Origin of the sequence: Pedobacter montanisoli (assembly GCF_022809115.1) — a bacterium.
In the GTDB taxonomy this organism is placed as follows: domain Bacteria; phylum Bacteroidota; class Bacteroidia; order Sphingobacteriales; family Sphingobacteriaceae; genus Pedobacter; species Pedobacter montanisoli.
The window spans coordinates 1,120,997-1,139,466 of the sequence record NZ_JALGBH010000001.1; the positions used below are offsets into that span (position 1 = coordinate 1,120,997).

18 protein-coding genes are annotated in these 18,470 nt (G+C 36.9%); 5 read left to right on the top strand and 13 right to left on the bottom strand.

Annotated features, from left to right (window positions below):
* Positions 1-13: 13 nt before the first annotated feature.
* The 3 genes from MMF97_RS04945 to MMF97_RS04955 all read right to left on the bottom strand — a co-directional run bounded on the left by MMF97_RS04945 (position 14) and on the right by MMF97_RS04955 (position 4,546).
* Entirely contained in the window at positions 14-1,336 is a 1,323-nt protein-coding gene (locus tag MMF97_RS04945; protein ID WP_243360154.1) for a M20/M25/M40 family metallo-hydrolase, read from the bottom strand.
* 16 nt (positions 1,337-1,352) lie between these two features.
* The gene (locus MMF97_RS04950; RefSeq protein ID WP_243360164.1) at positions 1,353-3,182 is read right to left on the bottom strand and encodes a M61 family metallopeptidase; all 1,830 of its coding nucleotides are present in this window, start codon (positions 3,180-3,182) and stop codon (positions 1,353-1,355) included.
* A 260-nt stretch (positions 3,183-3,442) separates the two neighbouring features.
* Positions 3,443-4,546, bottom strand: coding sequence for a DUF4407 domain-containing protein (locus MMF97_RS04955; protein ID WP_243360166.1), 1,104 nt, complete (start codon positions 4,544-4,546; stop codon positions 3,443-3,445).
* Between the two features lie 171 nt (positions 4,547-4,717).
* On the opposite strand from MMF97_RS04955, the gene MMF97_RS04960 reads away from it, so the two are divergent.
* Together MMF97_RS04960 and MMF97_RS14660 are read left to right on the top strand one after the other, a co-directional pair.
* Entirely contained in the window at positions 4,718-5,035 is a 318-nt protein-coding gene (locus MMF97_RS04960) for a rhodanese-like domain-containing protein (RefSeq protein WP_243360168.1), read from the top strand.
* A gap of 82 nt (positions 5,036-5,117) precedes the next feature.
* Positions 5,118-5,303: a DUF6358 family protein gene (locus tag MMF97_RS14660; protein ID WP_394801153.1), complete on the top strand. Its 186-nt coding sequence runs from the start codon at positions 5,118-5,120 to the stop codon at positions 5,301-5,303.
* Positions 5,304-5,394: 91 nt separating this feature from the next.
* Here MMF97_RS14660 and MMF97_RS04965 read toward each other — a convergent pair whose 3' ends face one another.
* Positions 5,395-6,426, bottom strand: a complete 1,032-nt coding sequence (locus MMF97_RS04965) for a dipeptide epimerase (RefSeq protein ID WP_243360170.1) — start codon at positions 6,424-6,426, stop codon at positions 5,395-5,397.
* Positions 6,427-6,504: 78 nt separating this feature from the next.
* Between MMF97_RS04965 and MMF97_RS04970 the strand changes: the two genes are divergently transcribed.
* Complete coding sequence (locus MMF97_RS04970; RefSeq protein WP_243360172.1) at positions 6,505-7,638, top strand: hypothetical protein; 1,134 nt, start codon at positions 6,505-6,507, stop codon at positions 7,636-7,638.
* A 75-nt stretch (positions 7,639-7,713) separates the two neighbouring features.
* Complete coding sequence (locus MMF97_RS04975; RefSeq protein WP_243360174.1) at positions 7,714-8,679, top strand: hypothetical protein; 966 nt, start codon at positions 7,714-7,716, stop codon at positions 8,677-8,679.
* Here the strand turns inward: MMF97_RS04975 and MMF97_RS04980 are convergent.
* The 4 genes from MMF97_RS04980 to MMF97_RS04995 all read right to left on the bottom strand — a co-directional run bounded on the left by MMF97_RS04980 (position 8,659) and on the right by MMF97_RS04995 (position 12,567).
* Positions 8,659-9,270 carry a rhomboid family intramembrane serine protease gene (locus MMF97_RS04980; RefSeq protein ID WP_243360176.1) on the bottom strand — a complete coding sequence of 204 codons (612 nt, stop codon included), beginning with the start codon at positions 9,268-9,270 and terminating at the stop codon, positions 8,659-8,661. The genes MMF97_RS04975 and MMF97_RS04980 overlap by 21 nt on opposite strands.
* 2 nt (positions 9,271-9,272) lie before the next feature.
* Entirely contained in the window at positions 9,273-11,024 is a 1,752-nt protein-coding gene (locus MMF97_RS04985; RefSeq protein ID WP_243360177.1) for a M14 family metallopeptidase, read from the bottom strand.
* Between the two features lie 66 nt (positions 11,025-11,090).
* Positions 11,091-11,777, bottom strand: coding sequence for a hypothetical protein (locus MMF97_RS04990; RefSeq protein ID WP_243360179.1), 687 nt, complete (start codon positions 11,775-11,777; stop codon positions 11,091-11,093).
* An 85-nt stretch (positions 11,778-11,862) separates the two neighbouring features.
* Positions 11,863-12,567 carry a hypothetical protein gene (locus MMF97_RS04995; protein WP_243360181.1) on the bottom strand — a complete coding sequence of 235 codons (705 nt, stop codon included), beginning with the start codon at positions 12,565-12,567 and terminating at the stop codon, positions 11,863-11,865.
* Positions 12,568-12,639: 72 nt separating this feature from the next.
* Between MMF97_RS04995 and pepT the strand changes: the two genes are divergently transcribed.
* Positions 12,640-13,893 carry a peptidase T gene (pepT, locus tag MMF97_RS05000; RefSeq protein WP_243360190.1) on the top strand — a complete coding sequence of 418 codons (1,254 nt, stop codon included), beginning with the start codon at positions 12,640-12,642 and terminating at the stop codon, positions 13,891-13,893.
* Here the strand turns inward: pepT and MMF97_RS05005 are convergent.
* The 5 genes from MMF97_RS05005 to MMF97_RS05025 all read right to left on the bottom strand — a co-directional run bounded on the left by MMF97_RS05005 (position 13,890) and on the right by MMF97_RS05025 (position 18,463).
* Complete coding sequence (locus MMF97_RS05005) at positions 13,890-14,600, bottom strand: class I SAM-dependent methyltransferase (RefSeq protein WP_243360218.1); 711 nt, start codon at positions 14,598-14,600, stop codon at positions 13,890-13,892. The genes pepT and MMF97_RS05005 overlap by 4 nt on opposite strands.
* Positions 14,601-14,607: 7 nt before the next feature.
* Positions 14,608-14,835 (bottom strand): YtxH domain-containing protein, encoded by a 228-nt coding sequence (locus tag MMF97_RS05010; protein WP_243360221.1) that lies wholly within the window; start codon positions 14,833-14,835, stop codon positions 14,608-14,610.
* 111 nt (positions 14,836-14,946) lie between these two features.
* Entirely contained in the window at positions 14,947-15,717 is a 771-nt protein-coding gene (locus tag MMF97_RS05015) for a succinate dehydrogenase/fumarate reductase iron-sulfur subunit (RefSeq protein ID WP_243360223.1), read from the bottom strand.
* A 69-nt stretch (positions 15,718-15,786) separates the two neighbouring features.
* Complete coding sequence (locus tag MMF97_RS05020; RefSeq protein WP_243360224.1) at positions 15,787-17,766, bottom strand: fumarate reductase/succinate dehydrogenase flavoprotein subunit; 1,980 nt, start codon at positions 17,764-17,766, stop codon at positions 15,787-15,789.
* Positions 17,767-17,794: 28 nt separating this feature from the next.
* Positions 17,795-18,463: a succinate dehydrogenase cytochrome b subunit gene (locus MMF97_RS05025; RefSeq protein ID WP_243360225.1), complete on the bottom strand. Its 669-nt coding sequence runs from the start codon at positions 18,461-18,463 to the stop codon at positions 17,795-17,797.
* Positions 18,464-18,470 lie beyond the last annotated feature (7 nt).

Sequence of the window (18,470 nt, forward strand, 5' to 3'; positions counted from 1 at the left end):
GATATCGGTTGGTTTATCTTCTGTTTTCAAGCTTAGGGATACGTGTAGGGGTATCTTTACCCGAAATAATGCTCACCGCACTTTTTGCAATGGCTTTAATGGTTGATAAGATATTGTCTACATCAAGCGTTGAATACTCATCTTTAACGGTATGATAGAACTTATCTATATCAATCTGGTCTGTACTGATGGTATGTGCAGGCACACCTAATGCAGCCAAAGTAGCGTTATCACTTCTATAGAAAAGATTTTGATCTTTGTATGGATCTGGATGGAAAGTAAACTCAGTACCTTCTAAATTCTTTTGCAGGATTTGCCCGAAATCTGATTTCTCATAACCTGTAATGAAAGCAGTATTTTTACCAAATTTGCTGTCTTTACCAATCATTTCTATATTAAACATTGCTACCACATCATCAGGATTTAATTTCTGAGAGAAATAACGGGCTCCAAAACCGCCTATTTCTTCGGCAGTGAAAGCTACGAAGATTAAAGTACGTTCGTTCTTGTTCAGTTTTTTATAATATTTGGCTAGGGCGATCATTGCCGAAGTACCTGAAGCATCGTCATCTGCACCATTCATGATACTATCGCCTTCTAAAGGTTTAACAATACCCATGTGGTCATAATGTCCGCTAAAAATTACCAGTTCCTTAGCTTTAGATTTACCTGGGATCATACCAGCAACGTTAAATAAAGGTGCTTTGGTAACCGTATTTTTAAGCTCTACTTTAAAATCGTTCTGCACATGATCTACGTCTAAAACAAAAACTACGGCACTGCCTGTGCCTGCTTTGTAGTCTTTTTCATCAACAATGGCACCTCTTCCTGCAAATCCTTTTAAACGTTTAAAAGCATCTACAAATTTAACATCTACTAAAACCAATTGGTTTTTAGTACTTCTTGACAGGGTTCTATATTGGCTGATAAAATCTTTGCTTTCATCTAATTTGATCCATCCTTCGCTATTGCTTTTATCAAAAGTTAAGCTTTCGGCAGTATTGTTACCTGCTACTAAAATGTTCTCAGTAGCAATAGCTTTGCCATCTATGGTAACTTTGGCTTCGGCTGGTTTAATCTGGTATTTGTAGAAAGTCTGGCGGTAACCATTTTCTCCATCAAGCGGTTTCAGGCCAATTTCTTTGAACTCTTTTTCAATAAAGCTAGCGGCTTTATCAATGCCTGGCGAAAAAGTTGCACGGCCTTGCATATCATCGCTGCTTAAGGTTTTAATTAAATGATCAACATAGTCTTTGGTAATGATTTTATCGATCTGCTGGGCATAACTTAAAGAAGCTATCCATACTAAGGCTAAGGTATAAATTGTTTTTTTCATGCGTTTATCTTATGATTTACTTGATCTGCGAATTTAACCAGTTTTCTCTGAAAGTTTTTTGCGTATCGGTTAAATTACCTCCTGTACTTTCTACAGTAACCAATTCCATTATAGGGTTTTCTAAAAATGTAAGACGAGTTGTTTTTTCTACACCCTGTCTTTTGTAAACGATATCAATGGTATCGCCCGGTTTGTGTTTTTCTGCAACTTTATCAAAATCAGTTATAGATTTGATTTCCATCCCATCAGCTTTAATTAATACATCGTCAATATCAAGCCCAGCATTGTAAGCAGCAGAACCATTTAAAGTAGCAGGTAACGTAATTTCACCTTTGTTATCAGTTAAACGGCCCAGGTCATTATAAGCTTTTCCAGCAAATTTTTTCCTTAAGATCAGTCCTGCATTTTTAAGTAATGCTTCATAGTTTTCTTTTTTGGTAGAATAGATATAATCTTTGAAGAAGTTAGTGGCAAAAGAAGGATTTTTAGTTAAGGTTGCCAGTGTTTTTTCTAAATCAGGAATGGTGTAAGCGATTTCGGTTTTGCCATAAGCTTTCCAAAGTGCACGCATATAATCGTCTAAGGTCAGTTTAAAATCACTGCGTAATCTCAAATCTAAAGCTAAGGCAACTGCGGCACCATAAGTATAGTATGAAGTAAAGATATTTTGCTTATTGGTTTGGTCTATAGATGTTGCGGCATCTGCAAATACCGCATATCTGCTCGCTTGTACTGGAGAGAAATTTTTAGCTCCTGGTGAATTCAATACAGAATTAACCAATCCATTAAATACCATCAGTATATTTTCCAGGTTTCTAAAGCCTGCTCGCTTAAGAACCAGATTGCCATAATATTGGGTAAAACCTTCGGCAATCCATAATTCATCACTCACATTGGCTTGCGTAAAATCGAAAGGCTCTAATGTTTTTGGACGTAAGCGTTCTACATTCCACGCGTGAAAAAACTCGTGAGAGAAAGTACCTAATAAATTGCTTTCATATCCTTTGATGGTTGGCGTACGTTGTACAATTACTGTTGAATTGCGGTGTTCCATGCCATCGCCTGCATAGCTTGGATGTACACAATGTAGGAAATAATAATTATCGTAGTCAAAATTAGGAAGCTCTCCGTAAACAGCCTGCTGTTCTGCCACCATGGTTTCAAGCATTTTTGCATAATTGTTAACGGCTTCCTGACTATCGTTTACATGAGAAACCAAATGAATGGTCTGGATTTTCCCATCAGGATTTTTTACCTGCCAGCTGGCTGTTTTATAATTGGCAATTTCTATCGGGCTATCCATAAAGAATTGGAAATCCTTAGCATAATAAGCGCCGTTAGGCATAGGTTTAAGTTGGGTAGCAACCTTCCATTCGGGATTGTTTTTATAATCGAATTTAACCAGACGAGGTCTTTTATCCATTCCAACAGGAAAAGCAAAAGTAGAAGGAATGTTCATATGGGCATGATCCTGGTCAAAAGCGGCATAAGTGCCATCAACCCAGTTACCAAATACGGTATAAGTTACTTTTACTGTTGTAGTAGGTTTGGCAATTTCATACACATCGCCTGCCGGTTGTTTTAAATTTAATACCTTGCCGCTCTGGTCAAAAGCTTTAAGGTTATAAATGTTTTTACCAAATTCATGCGTGGCATATCTGCCTGGTGATGAGCGACTAAAACGAATCTTTAAGGGCTGGTTCAAAGGAACATTCGGGATAAGCATCGAAACTTGTGCCTCGTGATGGTTAGCGTTTGGAAAACTAACCTGATAGCTGATTTCCTGCTGGGCATTTGCGCTTAATGCCAAGGCTAAAACTGCGGTAGTGAAAATAAATTTCTTCATGTTATAAATTTATAGATTGAAATTAATATTTACCGCTTAATTTTCAGCTTTTGTGAACCTATTGTTACTTGTCCTGTTAATTTATTTGCAGAATATGATTCTAATATTCTTTTTGAGTACGCCTAAAGATACTGAACCGAGGTCAATATGATGCATAGGAAAATTTATCCAAATTAATCGTCATCCTGAATTTATTTCAGGGTCTTTTAGCCTGTATATATAATTTTTGTAGATGCAGAATCAGATTCTATATGACGAAGCTAAATACCTTTATCTTTTCTGCCTGATTGCATTTCTATAATCCGGTCTTCTATACCTGTTTGTACACGTTGTGAGTGGGTTTGGTCTGTTACTTCTATTTCGAAATCTCTGTCTTTATCAGAAACATGATTTTCTACCTGCTCTGCATTGAGTATGGCATGATCATAAGTGCCTTTGCCGCTCATTAACTTTACAAATACAGGTAAACATTCAAAGAATATAAAAAGAAGCCCGATAAAGGTTACAGCCATAGCAGTACCTGTATCGCGGGTTCCGTCTTGTTTATAACCTATTTGCCCTAAGGCCCAGTTTCTATCGGCAAAACCGGCAATTGCACTTAAACTGTCTAGCTGTTTTGAAGTGTACAATTTCTCGCTCATTAAGCCGTCAAACTGTTTTCTGCCATCAATAAATGATTCCATTTTTTTAAGAGCAACATTTAAAGTGTCCAGATCTTCTTCCCTTTTTTTAAGTTCTGCTTCTTTACGTTTGGCATAAGGTCCATAACCCATTACGCCGGAAGTTTCAGTGGTTTTACTTCCAAAAATTTCAAAGTTGAGTTTCTGACGATCGTTTTTAATCGTGGCCGCCATAGAATCACGCTGTTTTTTTACGTCATTAAGTTTGCCTATTTCTATAGCATATTTATTTTCAAAAGCCTTATTTATCGTGTCTATTTTAGAACGCTGCCCGTTCAGGTAACTTACTTTTAGTTTTTCTTTGATTTCTTTGTCAAATATTTTAAGCTCAAGAGGCCTAGAGATTACGATACCGATCATAATGGCCAGTAAAATACGAGGTGTAGCCTGTAAAATCTGCTTGTTGGTTGTCGCATTTTTATTGATACTGGATACGATGTAACGATCCATATTAAAAATAGCCAAGCCCCATATTAATCCAAATAGTATTGCTGCAAGCCAGTCTAGATCAGAACCCTTAAATACAAAATACATGGCGTATCCACCTGATAATGCTGCAAACAGACCGGTAAAAAAGATAGTTGCACCAATACCAATATACTTATTATGCTCTGTAGGATGTTTTTGCAGTGTGCTGATGTGCACTCCTGAACAGAACCAGAAAAAACGCGTTAGATTATGCATTTGTTTTTTATTTATTATTAAACGCCCGTGGTATGAAGTTGTTACAAAAAAAAGTGAAATAGAAAATCAGTTCCATTTCTCTGTAAATGTTTGTTTACCAAAAGTAAAGCTAGCTTAAGCAGATAATGATATTACAGGGATTTATTTATCTTTGAAAAAAAGAAATACACAATGAAAGAGATTACAGTTCAGGAACTAAAACAAAAAATTGATCAAAAAGAAGCTTTTCAACTGATCGATGTAAGAGAAACCTTTGAATACGAAATGTCTAATTTAGATGGAGTGAATATTCCATTGGGAGGTATCTTGATCGAAGCTGATAAAATAGACAGAGACAAACCCGTAATTATACAATGCCGCAGTGGTAAAAGAAGTGCTGCAGCTATTATGCAATTAGAGCAGGTTCATGGCTTCGATAATCTGTATAATTTAAAAGGTGGTATCCTGGCCTGGCAAGAGGCTTTTGATCCGAACATGCCGGTTTATTAATATTGAAATAGAGAGTAGTAGTAACTATAGTAATTACTATTAAAGCAGCGCTTAATTCTGCCTGCTCTCTTTAAAAAGAAGTATGAAACAGAAGATTTTTTTAAACGTTTTTTATAATATCGCTATAATCTGTTCAATTGTAGGCGCAAACTGGGCTTATAAGAATAGCAGCCCTTTAATTGTGGTCTTTTTTGCAGTTATGCTAATTGCTTTTATTTACTTTAAATTTAGGCTGGCAAAACAGATTAGAAACGATCTGAAAAAATAAAAAAAGCGCTTATTAAGCGCTTTTTTTATTTGATAGGTTAATCAACCAAATCTAAATCTTGTTCAGGGCTACGAAGTGTATTAATCTATTATTAATTAAACAAATCTGGTTTCTCTCCAGTTAAACCTAAACCTGGCAAATTGTTCAATACATATTTTCCCTCTATAAAATCAGGACGATCAAAAGGATTGTTTACTGTTAAAAATGGTCCGTCTAGATCAGCCCAGTTACAAAGAGGCGCCAAAGCAGCCCCGGCCAGGGTTGCAATGGAAGTTTCGCTCATACAACCAACCAATATTTTCATGCCATGACCTTTGGCTTTTAAAATCATCTGATGTGCTTCATACATTCCTGTACTTTTCATCAGTTTAATATTGATGCCATGATAAGCGCCTTTTAACCCGTCAATATCAGCTAAGCGTTGAAAAGCTTCGTCGGCCAAAATAGGGATGGGACTGCGCTCTGTAAGCCAGGCATTGCCTTCAAGATTGTTTTTATCCATAGGTTGTTCTATCAATAGCGCTCCTTGATCATGTAGCCAGTAAATCATGTCTATGGCCTGTTTTTTATCGCTCCAGCCTTGGTTGGCATCTATAAAAAGAGGTAAGTCACTTACACTTCTAATGGTTTCAATAATCTCTTTATCATTATCGCGACCTAATTTTACTTTAAGTACCTTAAAACCTTTGGCATCAGCCACTTTTTCCCTGATTACCTCGGGGGTGTCAATACCAATGGTATATGAAGTCGCTGGCATTTTACTTACATCTGCACCATAAATTTCATGGCAGGATTTGTTCAGCATTTTACCATTCAGATCATTTAAAGCAATATCAACGGCTGCTTTAACAGCGGGATTACCTGTAGCAATATTGTCCAGGTAAGCATTGATTGAAGCAAAATCAAAAGGAAATTTAAACTGCTTCCAGTCAATTTTCTTTAAAAACGCATGGGCAGATTCAAAGCTTTCGCCCATGTAAGGAACCATGCTGGCTTCACCATATCCTGTAAAGCCTTCATGATTTATTTTAAGCAGAAGTACTGGTGTACTTGTGCGGGTAAATTTTGATATAGAAAAGGGATGTTTAAGTTGAAGTTCAAAATCCTTGTAACTAATTTCCATTATTTATCGTCTTAAAAATTAAGGTATGCAAATACTAAAAAGATTACTTTTGTAAAAATTGTAAAAAATACTAAACCAATGAAATTTTATTCAAGAATACCATATTTTATTTATCTGTTGTTGGTTCTTGCGGGTTGTACCACAGGAAAAAATGCCTTGCAAAAAGGTAATTATGAGGCAGCAGTTAGCAAAGCGGTAGATCGGTTAAAAAGTTCGCCACGAAATAATGAAGCTTCAGGCGTTTTATCTAAGGCTTATGATCTGTCTTTGAAAAATAGTTTGAGAATAATTGACGAAGCTAAAATGTCGACCAATGTTTTGCGATGGGAAACCATTATGGAACAATATGGTAAAATTAACCGCATGGCAGATGAGATCAATGGCTGTCCGTCTTGTTTAGAAGTGGTGCCTGCCCCGCAAAAATTTGTTCGAGAATATGAGGATGCCAGACTTAGATCGGCAGAGGTGCGTTATGCTTTAGGCCAAAATCTGTTGAGCGAAAATACCAGAGAAAGTGCAAAAAGGGCCTTACAGAATTTTGAGATGGTAAAACAGTGGGTACCCGGGTATAAAGATATTAATAATAAGATAGAAGATGCTTACTGGGCTTCTGTGCTAAAAGTAGTGTTGCGTCCTGTAATTGTAAATAGTAATTATTATAAGCTAAGTAGTGATTATTTTCAGCAGCAAATAGAAAATTATACGGCTAATTACCGTAACAATAAATATGTAGCCTTTTACACGGAAAAAGAAGCCAATGCTAAAAGATTAGTTCCAGATCAGGTCATTAATCTGAGGTTCGATGATTTTATAGTAGGACAGACTTATGTAAAAGAGAAGGTAGAAAAACTTAAAAAAGATAGTGTTGAAATAGGTCGAACAAGAGATAATAAGCCTGTTTATGGTACTGTAACCGCAGAATTGAGCGTGTTTGAGAAAAGCATTTCATCAAGCGGGCTTTTAGGTGTTGCTATAACCGATTGGCAGACCAACAAAGTGGTGACACAGAAGAAATTACCCGGAACCTTTGTATGGACTGATAGCTGGGCAAATTATAAAGGCGATGAAAGAGCGTTAGACAGAAATCAGCTTGCATTAACCAAACGAAGAGAAACTGTTCCGCCACCTCCGCTTACATTGTTTGTAGAATTTACCAAACCTATTTACAGCCAGTTTGTAGATTATTTAAATAGTTACTACAGCAGATTTTAAGCTTAAAGTAATATAAAAGTTAAAAAATAAAACTTCTTAGGCAGCCTTATATTAATGCCTTAGCTTTGCAGGCTTATGAATACCGGACTCTATAATCCTTTTAAACTGTTTGATTTTAAAGGTAATAAATGCTTTTTAACAGGACTTTCTACTTCTGAGCCTATAATGATCAATCTGCTGCCTCAATGGTTGCTTGATATGGCCCAGCTTACGGGTAACGAACAGATCAAATTGTTAGATGAAAGCGTAAAATCATACAATAGTTTAAAAGTTCCATGTAACGAAGAAGTTTACCTGAAAAATATACTTCCTCTTGAGAACAGGATAGAAAAAGCCTTTGAAGAAGGATACAAAGAAGTTTCTGCCCTGCAAGAGTTAGACCTGTTTCACTGGATAGGTAAACTGATGTATGGATTTCTGTATTTAGAAATGCAGGCTGCTATACGTTTAAAACAATTGAGTGGTGATGGTATGAACATGTCGCAAGGATTGATGCATAAGTTTGCAAACCTGCACGCCATGTTACAGGGGATGCATACCGAGGTTGAGTTTGAGGAATTTAAACCCTGGTCTATTGTAGTTGTACCTTTAGAAGATCAGCATACCGCTTTTTCTTTCAGAGATGAGATCAATACATTGATTTTCTCCTTAAAATTTAAAGATTTTGGCATTGTAGCCTGTTTACAAGATAATGGTACCAATAAAAGGTATCATCAGGAAATCTTATCCTCAATACAGGATAAACACCTGAGTGGCCAGCAATTTGAAGAGATAGCCGCCCGGTTCTTTTATTCAGCTTATTTATTTAATCGTTTGCCTGAGTATAATTACCTACCCGTTAACGGAGTAGTGTATATTGACCAGATGCCTTTAAGAGGTATGCAAAATAAGCCTGTTTTTGACGAATGGGAGCATAAAACTTATGCACAGGTGCTTGAAAACTTCTGGAAACCATGGGAGTTGACTCTTTTTGAAATCATTAAAAATCCTATGCAGCCTGTAAGCTTTTTTGAACCGTCATTATTGCCAGATGCTGGTTAACTGATCAATAAAATGTGGAATAATGCCTTTTACTAAAAGAACAGTAAAAATTAATCCGGTAAGCGCACCAAAAAAATGGGCGTCATGGTTAATATTATCGTTTGCATTTTTCGACATATACATACAATATACCAGATACAGCACCCCAAATAAGATGGCCGGCATAGGTATGAACATTACACCGATCATGCTTAAGGGTTGAAATAAAATATAACTGAATAATACTGCACTAATTGCTCCAGATGCTCCTAAACTATTATATCTGAAATCGTCTTTATGCCGCATTACAGTAGGAATATCACTTAAAATCAGAGATCCGAGATACAATAGGGCAAATTGCCAGTGGCCAATCATTACCTCCAAATTAAAAGCAAAGAAGAAAAAGGTAAACATGTTAAAGAAAAGGTGCATCCAGTTGGCGTGGATTAAGCCGCTTGTAACATATGTATATATTCTTTGTCCTCTTGAAACCGAATAGGGATGCAGCACAAATTTGGCATACAGGTTATAGTTATTAAAAGCGTAAATGCTGGTTAATAGAGTTAAAACAAATATAGCTGATGCAACAGGTGCGGCATTAAGATATTCCATTGTTATTTTAAATTTAAATTGGTTCGTTCTTCTAATCTGCCTATAGGGTAACGCATAAATGTAGGTTCATAATAAGCTGAATTCTTATAAATGAAATTAAGCTGAGCGCTTCCGCTTTTGGCAAACTCAGGATTTTTAGCTTTTTCATCTTCTAACTTCTTGCGTAAAGAAGCATCATTTTTCAATAATTCTGCTGCGGTGTCTTCAAAGATATAAGCGGAAAAATGTTCTTTCTGGCCTAAAATAGAATCAAAGAAATTCCAGTTAAAGAATGAATCGGTAGCCTGAGGTTCTAAAGTTTCCATAATATAACGGTTTTTAGGCTGGTCGGTAAAAACTACATAATCACCTTCATAGAAATCAATATCCTGTTTTAATTTGCGCACTTTTACATCATTGTGCAGATAATGCCCTTCAAAAGGTCTTGATGCTGTTTTCATATCCTCGATGTAATACATGTCAACTTTTAAACGACTGTCTTTAGTTAGCCGCTGTAATTTTACGCCGTTTGTTTTGAGCAGGTCAATTACTCTATCCCATGCTTTTGGGATAATATACGCATAAGGTTTGTTTACTTTTACCGATGGCTTAAAGGTATTGTATTCTTTAATGGTCTTGGTGTAAGGATCATTTCTATCATAATATAACCTGTTGTAGCCACTTACTTCACTTGGCTTTTGCTTTCCTTCAAATCCTTTGAACTCAATTTCGTTGAACTGGCTGTTATCCAGTTGCCACTCTAAAGGAAACTCAGTTTGGCTGGCAGTTAGTTCATTGGCTTTGCGTTTGTTTTCCGTAATAGTATGCGCATCTCGATCTACAACGCTGATATAAGTTTCTAAAAGTTTATAAGTCGATTCAACCCGTTTATCATATGATTTGAGCATATGTGTTTCGGGCATAAAAGCAATTACATTGTGCAACGCTGCGTAACCAGTAGAGTAACGGGGTGTTTCTAAAAATCCTGTAATACCACTTTCAGGAGTTTGCTTAATAGAGTTTACATAAGGAATAAGCTCAAAACCTTTCTCTTTCATGTTCTTGTAAAGATAAGGTAGCATAGTTTGTGTTAAATACGATGACAGTACCGGGTTTAATTTATCTTTCTGTGTAGGGATCAAAGTCATGGTATATTGGTAATCAGCCCCATTGCTGGTATGCGTATCTACAAAAATATCAGGGTCCCAGGTGTTAAAAATCTGCTGAAAAGTATAGGCATTTTTCGAATCAGTTTTAATAAAATCTCTGTTCAGATCCAGGTTTTTTGAATTGCCTCTAAATCCGTAAGCAACAGGGCCATTCTGGTTAGCTCTTGAAGTACCTGTACGATTAAAACTTCCATCAATATTATAAAGCGGAATAATACAGATTACAGTATGTTGCGGAAGCTTGTTATTCTTTAACAGGTCGCGGCTCAGCATCATGCTCGCGTCTACACCTTCGGGTTCGCCCGGATGAATGCCATTGTTAATTAGCAAAATAGCTTTATGTTGTTTCTTAATTTCTGCAGGATTAAATACACCCTCTTTTGAAAGTACCAGTACGTTTAAGGGCTTGCCAAAATCTGTACTGCCATAGGTAAACAGTTTAGCTTGGTTAGGATATTGTTTGGCAATTTCCTGGTAGAAAGAAATGGCTTGATAATACGTTGTGGTTTCTTTTCCTTTGCTTTTTTCAAAGGGTGTTACCTGGGCATTGGTATCTATCATAAAGACGAAGGTTAAAAATGCAAAACAGAAGTACAGTGGTTTCATAAGAAATTATTTGCTATAAATTTAAGCTACAATTATTCAAATAATGGATGTATAACGAAATTTTTATTACCAAAAATCTAGAGGACCAAAAGAATAACGTAAACCAAAAGATATTACATTATAAACATCTATACCTGTGTTTTTGAATTTGGTTTTCGGATCGTCATATCCATCTAATCCTTCTCCAAAAGTAAAATTACTCTGAAAGTTAAAATGAATGGCAAAAATGCTGTCGCCAGCATAATCTTTTAAAGGAATATAAAGCCCCGTAGTAAAGGATAATAAAGTGTTAAGGCTTTCGTCTTTACCAGGGAAAATATAACTGGAGCTAGGTTTTTGACGGATAATATGTGTCATTTTATTTTTAATTACGCCAAAGCCCGGGCCAACATAAAAATTTTTTAAAGCCGCCAGCGTTTCATTTTCTGTGAGTGGAAAGAAATTCCCTAAAAACAATTTAGTGTTTAAGGAAATAGCCTTATAATTATTTACAAAATAGCGTTGGTGCGGATCAGAAGATGAGCTTCCGCCGGTTAAATTGCCGGCCTGCAGGTTAAAACCCAGGTTAGCATAAGGTGTAAAATAATAGTCTAGATTTGCAGAAACCGTAGCTTTTGATCGTTTGGTATCCAGATCTGCATAGACCACATTGGCACCAACAAGAACCTCGGCAGCAAATTTATTGTAATAAACTTGGCCTAAGCAGGTTTTACAGCAAAAAAGGACAAATAGTAGTGTTAGGTTTTTAATCAAAAAGGCATTAATTATTTAATGTAATATTATAAATAATCAATGTAAAAAAGAAATTTAAACTCTGGTAATAAGTAAGTTACAATAGCTATCTTACAGGTTTGCTTGTAAGACCCATGAAGCCGAAATTATATCTCACACCTACAGAGAAATAAGTATATAGATCAGGGCTTACATTTTTGAATTTGGTTTTCGGGTCATCATATCCATCCAATCCTTCACCAAAGGTAAAATTGGTTTGGTAGTTAATGTTGATTCCATATCTGATATCACCCCACTGATCGGGAAAATAAAAATCTATACCTACATTAATTGGAACAGCAGCGTTAACGCTTTTATCTTTACCGGGAAAAACATAGCCACTTCCATCAGGTTTAGTCCTTATGATATCTTTCATGTTATTGAGAATAACCCCAACCCCTGTTCCAATATAAAAGCCTTTGGTATAATTAAGTAAATCGTTGTAATAGAAATCTGTGAACTGTCCAAGTCTTACTTTGCCACCTAATGTTATTGCTTTATAAGTGTTAAAAAACTCTCTGTTATGAGGATCGGTTTTTACATCACCTCCTTTAACCGTACCCATCTGAAGTTCTAAACCACTTGTAATAAATGGAGTAAGGTAATATTCTACTGTGCCATAACCGGCCAGACCGAATTTTCCTTTTTTAACATCTGTGAAAGAGTATGTACCCCCAGCGCCCAGTCCAACGCCCAGCTTGTAAAAATTAGATTGAGCGTATGTTACTGAAGTAAAAATGCTTAGAATGAAAGCGGCACAAATTTTTTTCAAGTTCTTATGAATTAGGTGCTTTATTACAAAAATATAATTTTATTGAAAACTTTTAGTATTAACTTTGAAATTATGCTAAATATCAAAATTAATTCAGATTCGCTTACAGAGCGGTTTATAAAATATGCTAAAATAGATACTCAATCGGATCCTTTTTCTACTTCTATTCCATCTACTGAAAAACAGAAGAATTTAGGGAAACTATTGGCTGATGAGCTTTTAGCATTAGGTTTATCTGATGCACATTTAGATGAGTGGGGTTATGTGTATGCAACACTTCCATCAAACAGTGATAAAAAAGTGCCCGTTGTGTGTTTTTGTTCTCATATGGACACCTCGCCAGATTCCAGTGGCGAAAATGTAAAACCTATTGTGCATAAAAACTATCAGGGTGAAGATCTGATATTGCCTGATGATCAAACTGTTATTTTAAAAATGGCCGATCATAAAGACCTGAAAAACCAGATTGGAAACGACATCATTACAGCCAGTGGAACCACTTTACTGGGTGCAGACAACAAGGCTGGTGTTGCTGAAATTATGGAAGCGGTTACTTACCTGGCACAAAATCCAGACATAAAACATGGCGATATAAAAATTCTATTTACGCCTGATGAAGAGATTGGAAGAGGCGTTGATAAAGCCGATTTAGAAAAATTAGGAGCTGATCTAGCTTATACCATTGATGGAGAAACTTTAGGCTCTATTGAAGATGAAACGTTTTCTGCTGATGGAGCAGTACTTACCATTAATGGTATTAGTGCTCACCCTGGATTTGCCAAAGGCAAAATGGAAAGCGCTATCAAAATTGCCGGCGATATTCTTGCTGCTTTGCCTAAAGATTATCTTTCTCCTGAAAGTACACAGCAAAAAGAAGGCTTTGTACACCCGGTAGGGATGAGCGGTAGTGTTGAACAGGCCGAGATTAGATTCATCATCCGCGATTTTGATGATGAGCTTTTAAAAGCACATGCTACCTTAATTGAAGAAACCACGAAAAATGTATTAAAGAATTATCCTCACTCTTCGTATCAGTTAGATATAAAAGCGCAATACAGAAATATGAAACGCATTTTAGACCAATACCCTTATATTATTGAAAATGGGGTAGAAGCTATTAAAAGAGCTGGGGTTGAGCCTAAAAAACAAAGCATAAGAGGAGGTACAGATGGCTCGCGTTTATCATACATGGGTTTGCCTTGCCCTAATATTTTTGCAGGCGAACATGCTTTTCACAGCAAACAGGAATGGGTATCGGTACAAGATATGATAAAGGCAACAGAAACCATTATCCATATTGCCAATATATATGAAGAAAAAGCTTAATGTAAAGTAAGCTGAGCTAAATACTGATCATATTCATCTTCTATAATGATCTTGCAGTTCCATCCATGTTTAAGCGCTAATGTTTTAAGTGTGGATGGATCTATGTAAAGCCATTTAAACCACTCGCCCTTTTTACCTTTATATTCGTAGGCATAACTCACTTCGCCAAAGTACTTGTCTTTTGGTTTGATGCTGCCTTCATAAAGATAACTGATATCTGAACTGTCGAAAATAAGTGAGCCTTTTGGATTAAGCAAGATTTTAGCCATTTCTAAAAAATGTTCCAATCCATCTAAAGTTCGGGTTAATCCAATGCCGTTCATTAAAAGTAAGAGGGTGTCAAATTTACTTTTATAAGTAAAAATATCTTGTTGTAAAGCCCGCTTTACACCACGCTGTTTCATAATATTAACAGCATTTAAAGAAGTGTCAATAGCTGTAACATCTTTATGGTGTTTTTGGAGAATTAGAGCATGACTGCCAACGCCTGCGCCTATGTCTAGAATACTTCCCTGGCATAAATCCATCGCTTTTAACTCGATTTCTGGCATTTCTTCTTCTTCCCTGAAGAAAACATCTACCGGCATTTCTTCTGTTTCGCCGTAGCTATTATGTAGCCAGAGTGTTTGGCTTTGGTTGTTCTTATAAAAGTCTAATAATGCACTGCCATAAATATCCATAAACAAAGATAAAAAATGGCAGTGCATTTATGTTTTAGACCGTAAGATTTTCGGCTTGGTTTTTAGTATGATCTATAACTTTATCTACCTTTTCGCTCATACCCGCCATTTTCTTTTTTGATTTTTTCAATACATCACAAAACCAATCTTCTGCTTTACGTTGCAGATTACCTTTTTTATCAGACGTTAATAATAACGCAATAGTGATGCCTAGTGCTGCACCAGCCAATACACCTGTTAATACTTTAGTTTTCTTTGTCATAACGCACAGTTTTTATAGAGTACTAACAAATGCAATAATTAATTGTTCTTAAAAAAATAAAGCCCCGGTTTTAAGGCCGGGGCTTTTATAATCTCTATTCAGATATTGTGTTTATGCTTCTTCTTCGCTAAATAACTTTGCAGTTAAATAGTCGCGGTTCATGCGGGCAATGTTTTCCAAAGAAATTCCTTTAGGGCATTCTGCTTCGCAGGCACCTGTGTTGGTACAGTTTCCAAAACCTTCTGAGTCCATTTGGGCTACCATATTTTGTACACGTTTGTATCTTTCTGGCTGGCCTTGAGGAAGTAAAGAGAACTGAGATACTTTTGCAGATACAAATAGCATTGCCGAAGCATTTTTACATGCTGCAACACATGCACCACAACCAATACATGCTGCTGCTTCAAACGCTGCATCAGCTTTTGATTTGGCAATAGGCAGGTTATTGGCATCTTGTGCATTACCCGTATTTACAGAAATAAAACCTCCGGCAGCAATTACGCGGTCAAAAGCAGAGCGGTCTACCGCTAAATCTTTAATTACCGGAAATGCTTTTGCTCTCCATGGTTCAACTACAATGGTATCGCCATCTTTAAATGAACGCATATGTAGTTGGCAAGTAGTTACCAGGTCTTTAGGACCATGTGGGCGACCATTGATATACATTGAACACATACCGCAGATACCTTCGCGGCAATCGTGGTCAAATACGATAGGTTCTTCGCCTTTATTGATCAGTTGTTCATTTAAAACATCAAACATCTCTAAAAAAGACATGTCTGGAGAAATATCAGAAACTTTATAATCAACTAAATTTCCTGTTGATTTACTGTTTTTTTGACGCCAAACTTTTAGCGTTAAATTCATATTTCCTGTACTCATTTTATCTTTAGATTTGAGACATTAGATTTGAGGTATTAAGCTTTTTGTTTAAACCTCTTATCTCATATCTTATTTATAATTTCTTTGTGCTACTTTAATGTTCTCGTAATTTAACTCTTCTTTGTGTAGCTCATATACGCTTTCTCCTTTGTATTCCCAAGCAGCTACGTAAGAGAAGTTAGCATCATCACGTTTTGCTTCACCTTCTTCAGTCTGGAATTCTTCACGGAAGTGACCACCACAACTTTCTTCACGATGTAAAGCATCGATACACATCAATTCACCTAATTCAAGGAAGTCTGCAACGCGGCCTGCTTTCTCTAATTCAGGGTTAAACTCATCGCTAGAGCCCGGTACACGAACATCAGACCAGAACTCTTTACGTAATGCCTTGATTTCTTCAATTGCTTCAGTTAAACCTTTTGCATTACGAGCCATTCCACATTTTTCCCACATGATGTGGCCTAATTTTTTATGGAAATGATCAACAGACTTTGTTCCTTTGATATTCAGGAATCTATCTAAAGTTGATTTTACATGGTTTTCAGCTTCAACAAATGCAGGGTGATCCGTTGGAATTGCCTTTGTAGAAATCTCTTTTGATAGATAAGATCCTATGGTGTAAGGCAATACGAAATAACCATCTGCCAAACCTTGCATTAATGCAGAGGCACCTAAACGGTTGGCACCATGATCAGAGAAATTGGCTTCTCCTATACAGTATAAGCCTGGTACGGTAGTCATTAAATCATAATCAACCCAAATACCACCCATGGTATAGTGAACAGCAGGGTAGATACGCATTGGGGTTTCATAAGGATTCTCGCCAGTAATCTGCGCATACATATCAAACAGGTTACCATATTTTTCTTTGATTACCTCACGCCCTAAACGCATGCAGGTTTCTTTATCTGGATGGTGGTTACCTTGTTTGTTGGCCTCTATACGGCCGTAACGCTCAGTATTTGCTGTAAAATCTAAATATACCGCCAGTTTAGAAGCACCTACGCCATAACCTGCATCGCAACGTTCCTTAGCCGCACGAGAGGCCACATCACGAGGAACAAGGTTACCGAAAGCAGGGTATCTGCGCTCTAAGTAATAATCTCTTTCATCTTCAGGAATATCCTGAGGCTTACGGGGATCATCTTTTTTCTTTGGTACCCAGATTCTACCGTCGTTACGTAACGACTCAGACATCAAGGTTAATTTAGATTGGTGATCACCTGATACCGGAATACAGGTAGGGTGAATTTGTGTATAACAAGGGTTTCCGAAGAAAGCACCTTTTTTGTGTATTTTCCATGCTGCAGTAACGTTACTACCCATAGCATTGGTAGAAAGGAAGAAAACGTTTCCGTAACCTCCGGTTCCTAATACTACCGCATGACCGAAATGACGCTCCAGTTCTCCGGTAAGTAAGTTACGGGCAATAATACCACGTGCTTTTCCGTCAATAACTACAACATCTAACATTTCGTGACGGGTAAACATTTCTACTTTACCCATACCTACCTGACGCTCTAATGCGCTGTAGGCACCTAATAATAATTGCTGACCAGTTTGTCCGGCGGCATAAAAAGTACGTTGTACCTGTGTACCACCAAAAGAACGGTTATCTAATAAACCGCCATATTCACGAGCCAAAGGAACACCCTGAGCCACACACTGATCTATAATATTTGCACTTACTTCTGCCAAACGGTGTACGTTTGCTTCGCGTGCTCTGTAATCGCCTCCTTTAATGGTATCGTAAAATAAACGGTAAACGCTGTCACCATCGTTTTGATAGTTCTTAGCTGCGTTGATACCACCTTGAGCTGCAATTGAGTGCGCTCTGCGTGGCGAATCCTGAAAACAGAAACACTTTACTTTGTAACCCATTTCTGCAAGTGTTGCAGCAGCCGAAGCACCGGCCAAACCCGAACCTACAACAATAACCTCGATACTTCTTTTATTTGCAGGGTTAACCAAAGCTACAGAAGAACGGTATTTTGTCCACTTTTGTGTTAATTCTCCCTCAGGTATATTTGAATTGAAATTTGACATTTACTTAATCTTTTAAATAAAACTTTGGTTAACTAATCCAGCCTAAATAAATTGAAATTGGCATTAAGGCAAAAATTATCGGCACAATAATAGAAAACCAGAAACCTATGGCTTTAACAATTGGAGTCCATTTTTTATGGTTCCAGCCCATGGTCTGAAAAGCAGATTGGAAACCATGTAATAAGTGGTACCCTAATGAAATTACTCCCAGAACATAAACAATAACAACCCATAGTTCTTGGAAAACCATAGTGATGTTTTGAAAAGTGTCATGTTCTTCGTGGTTAAACACAGCCGCTTTAGTTGGCCACCAGAAATGATAAAGGTGTAAAATAAGGAACATTAAAATTAATGTGCCTAATAAACCCATACTGCGAGAGTACCATGTTGAGTTTGCTGATGCATTGCTGTAAGCATATGTAGCCGGGCGTGCAGCCTTATTTTGTGCGGTTAATACAATAGCTTGAACAATGTGTAAGATAATGCCGGCAAATAAACCGATCTCCATAATGCGGACAATTAAATTATGCCCCATGAAATCAGCAGCTACGTTAAAAGTCTGGCCGCCATCGTTTAAAAAAATTAGTGCATTTATAGATACGTGAACAATAAGGAATGAGATCAAAAACAGACCAGTTAATCCCATTACAAACTTTCTACCTACAGATGACGTAAAAGTCTTACTTAAACTACCCATTAGATTG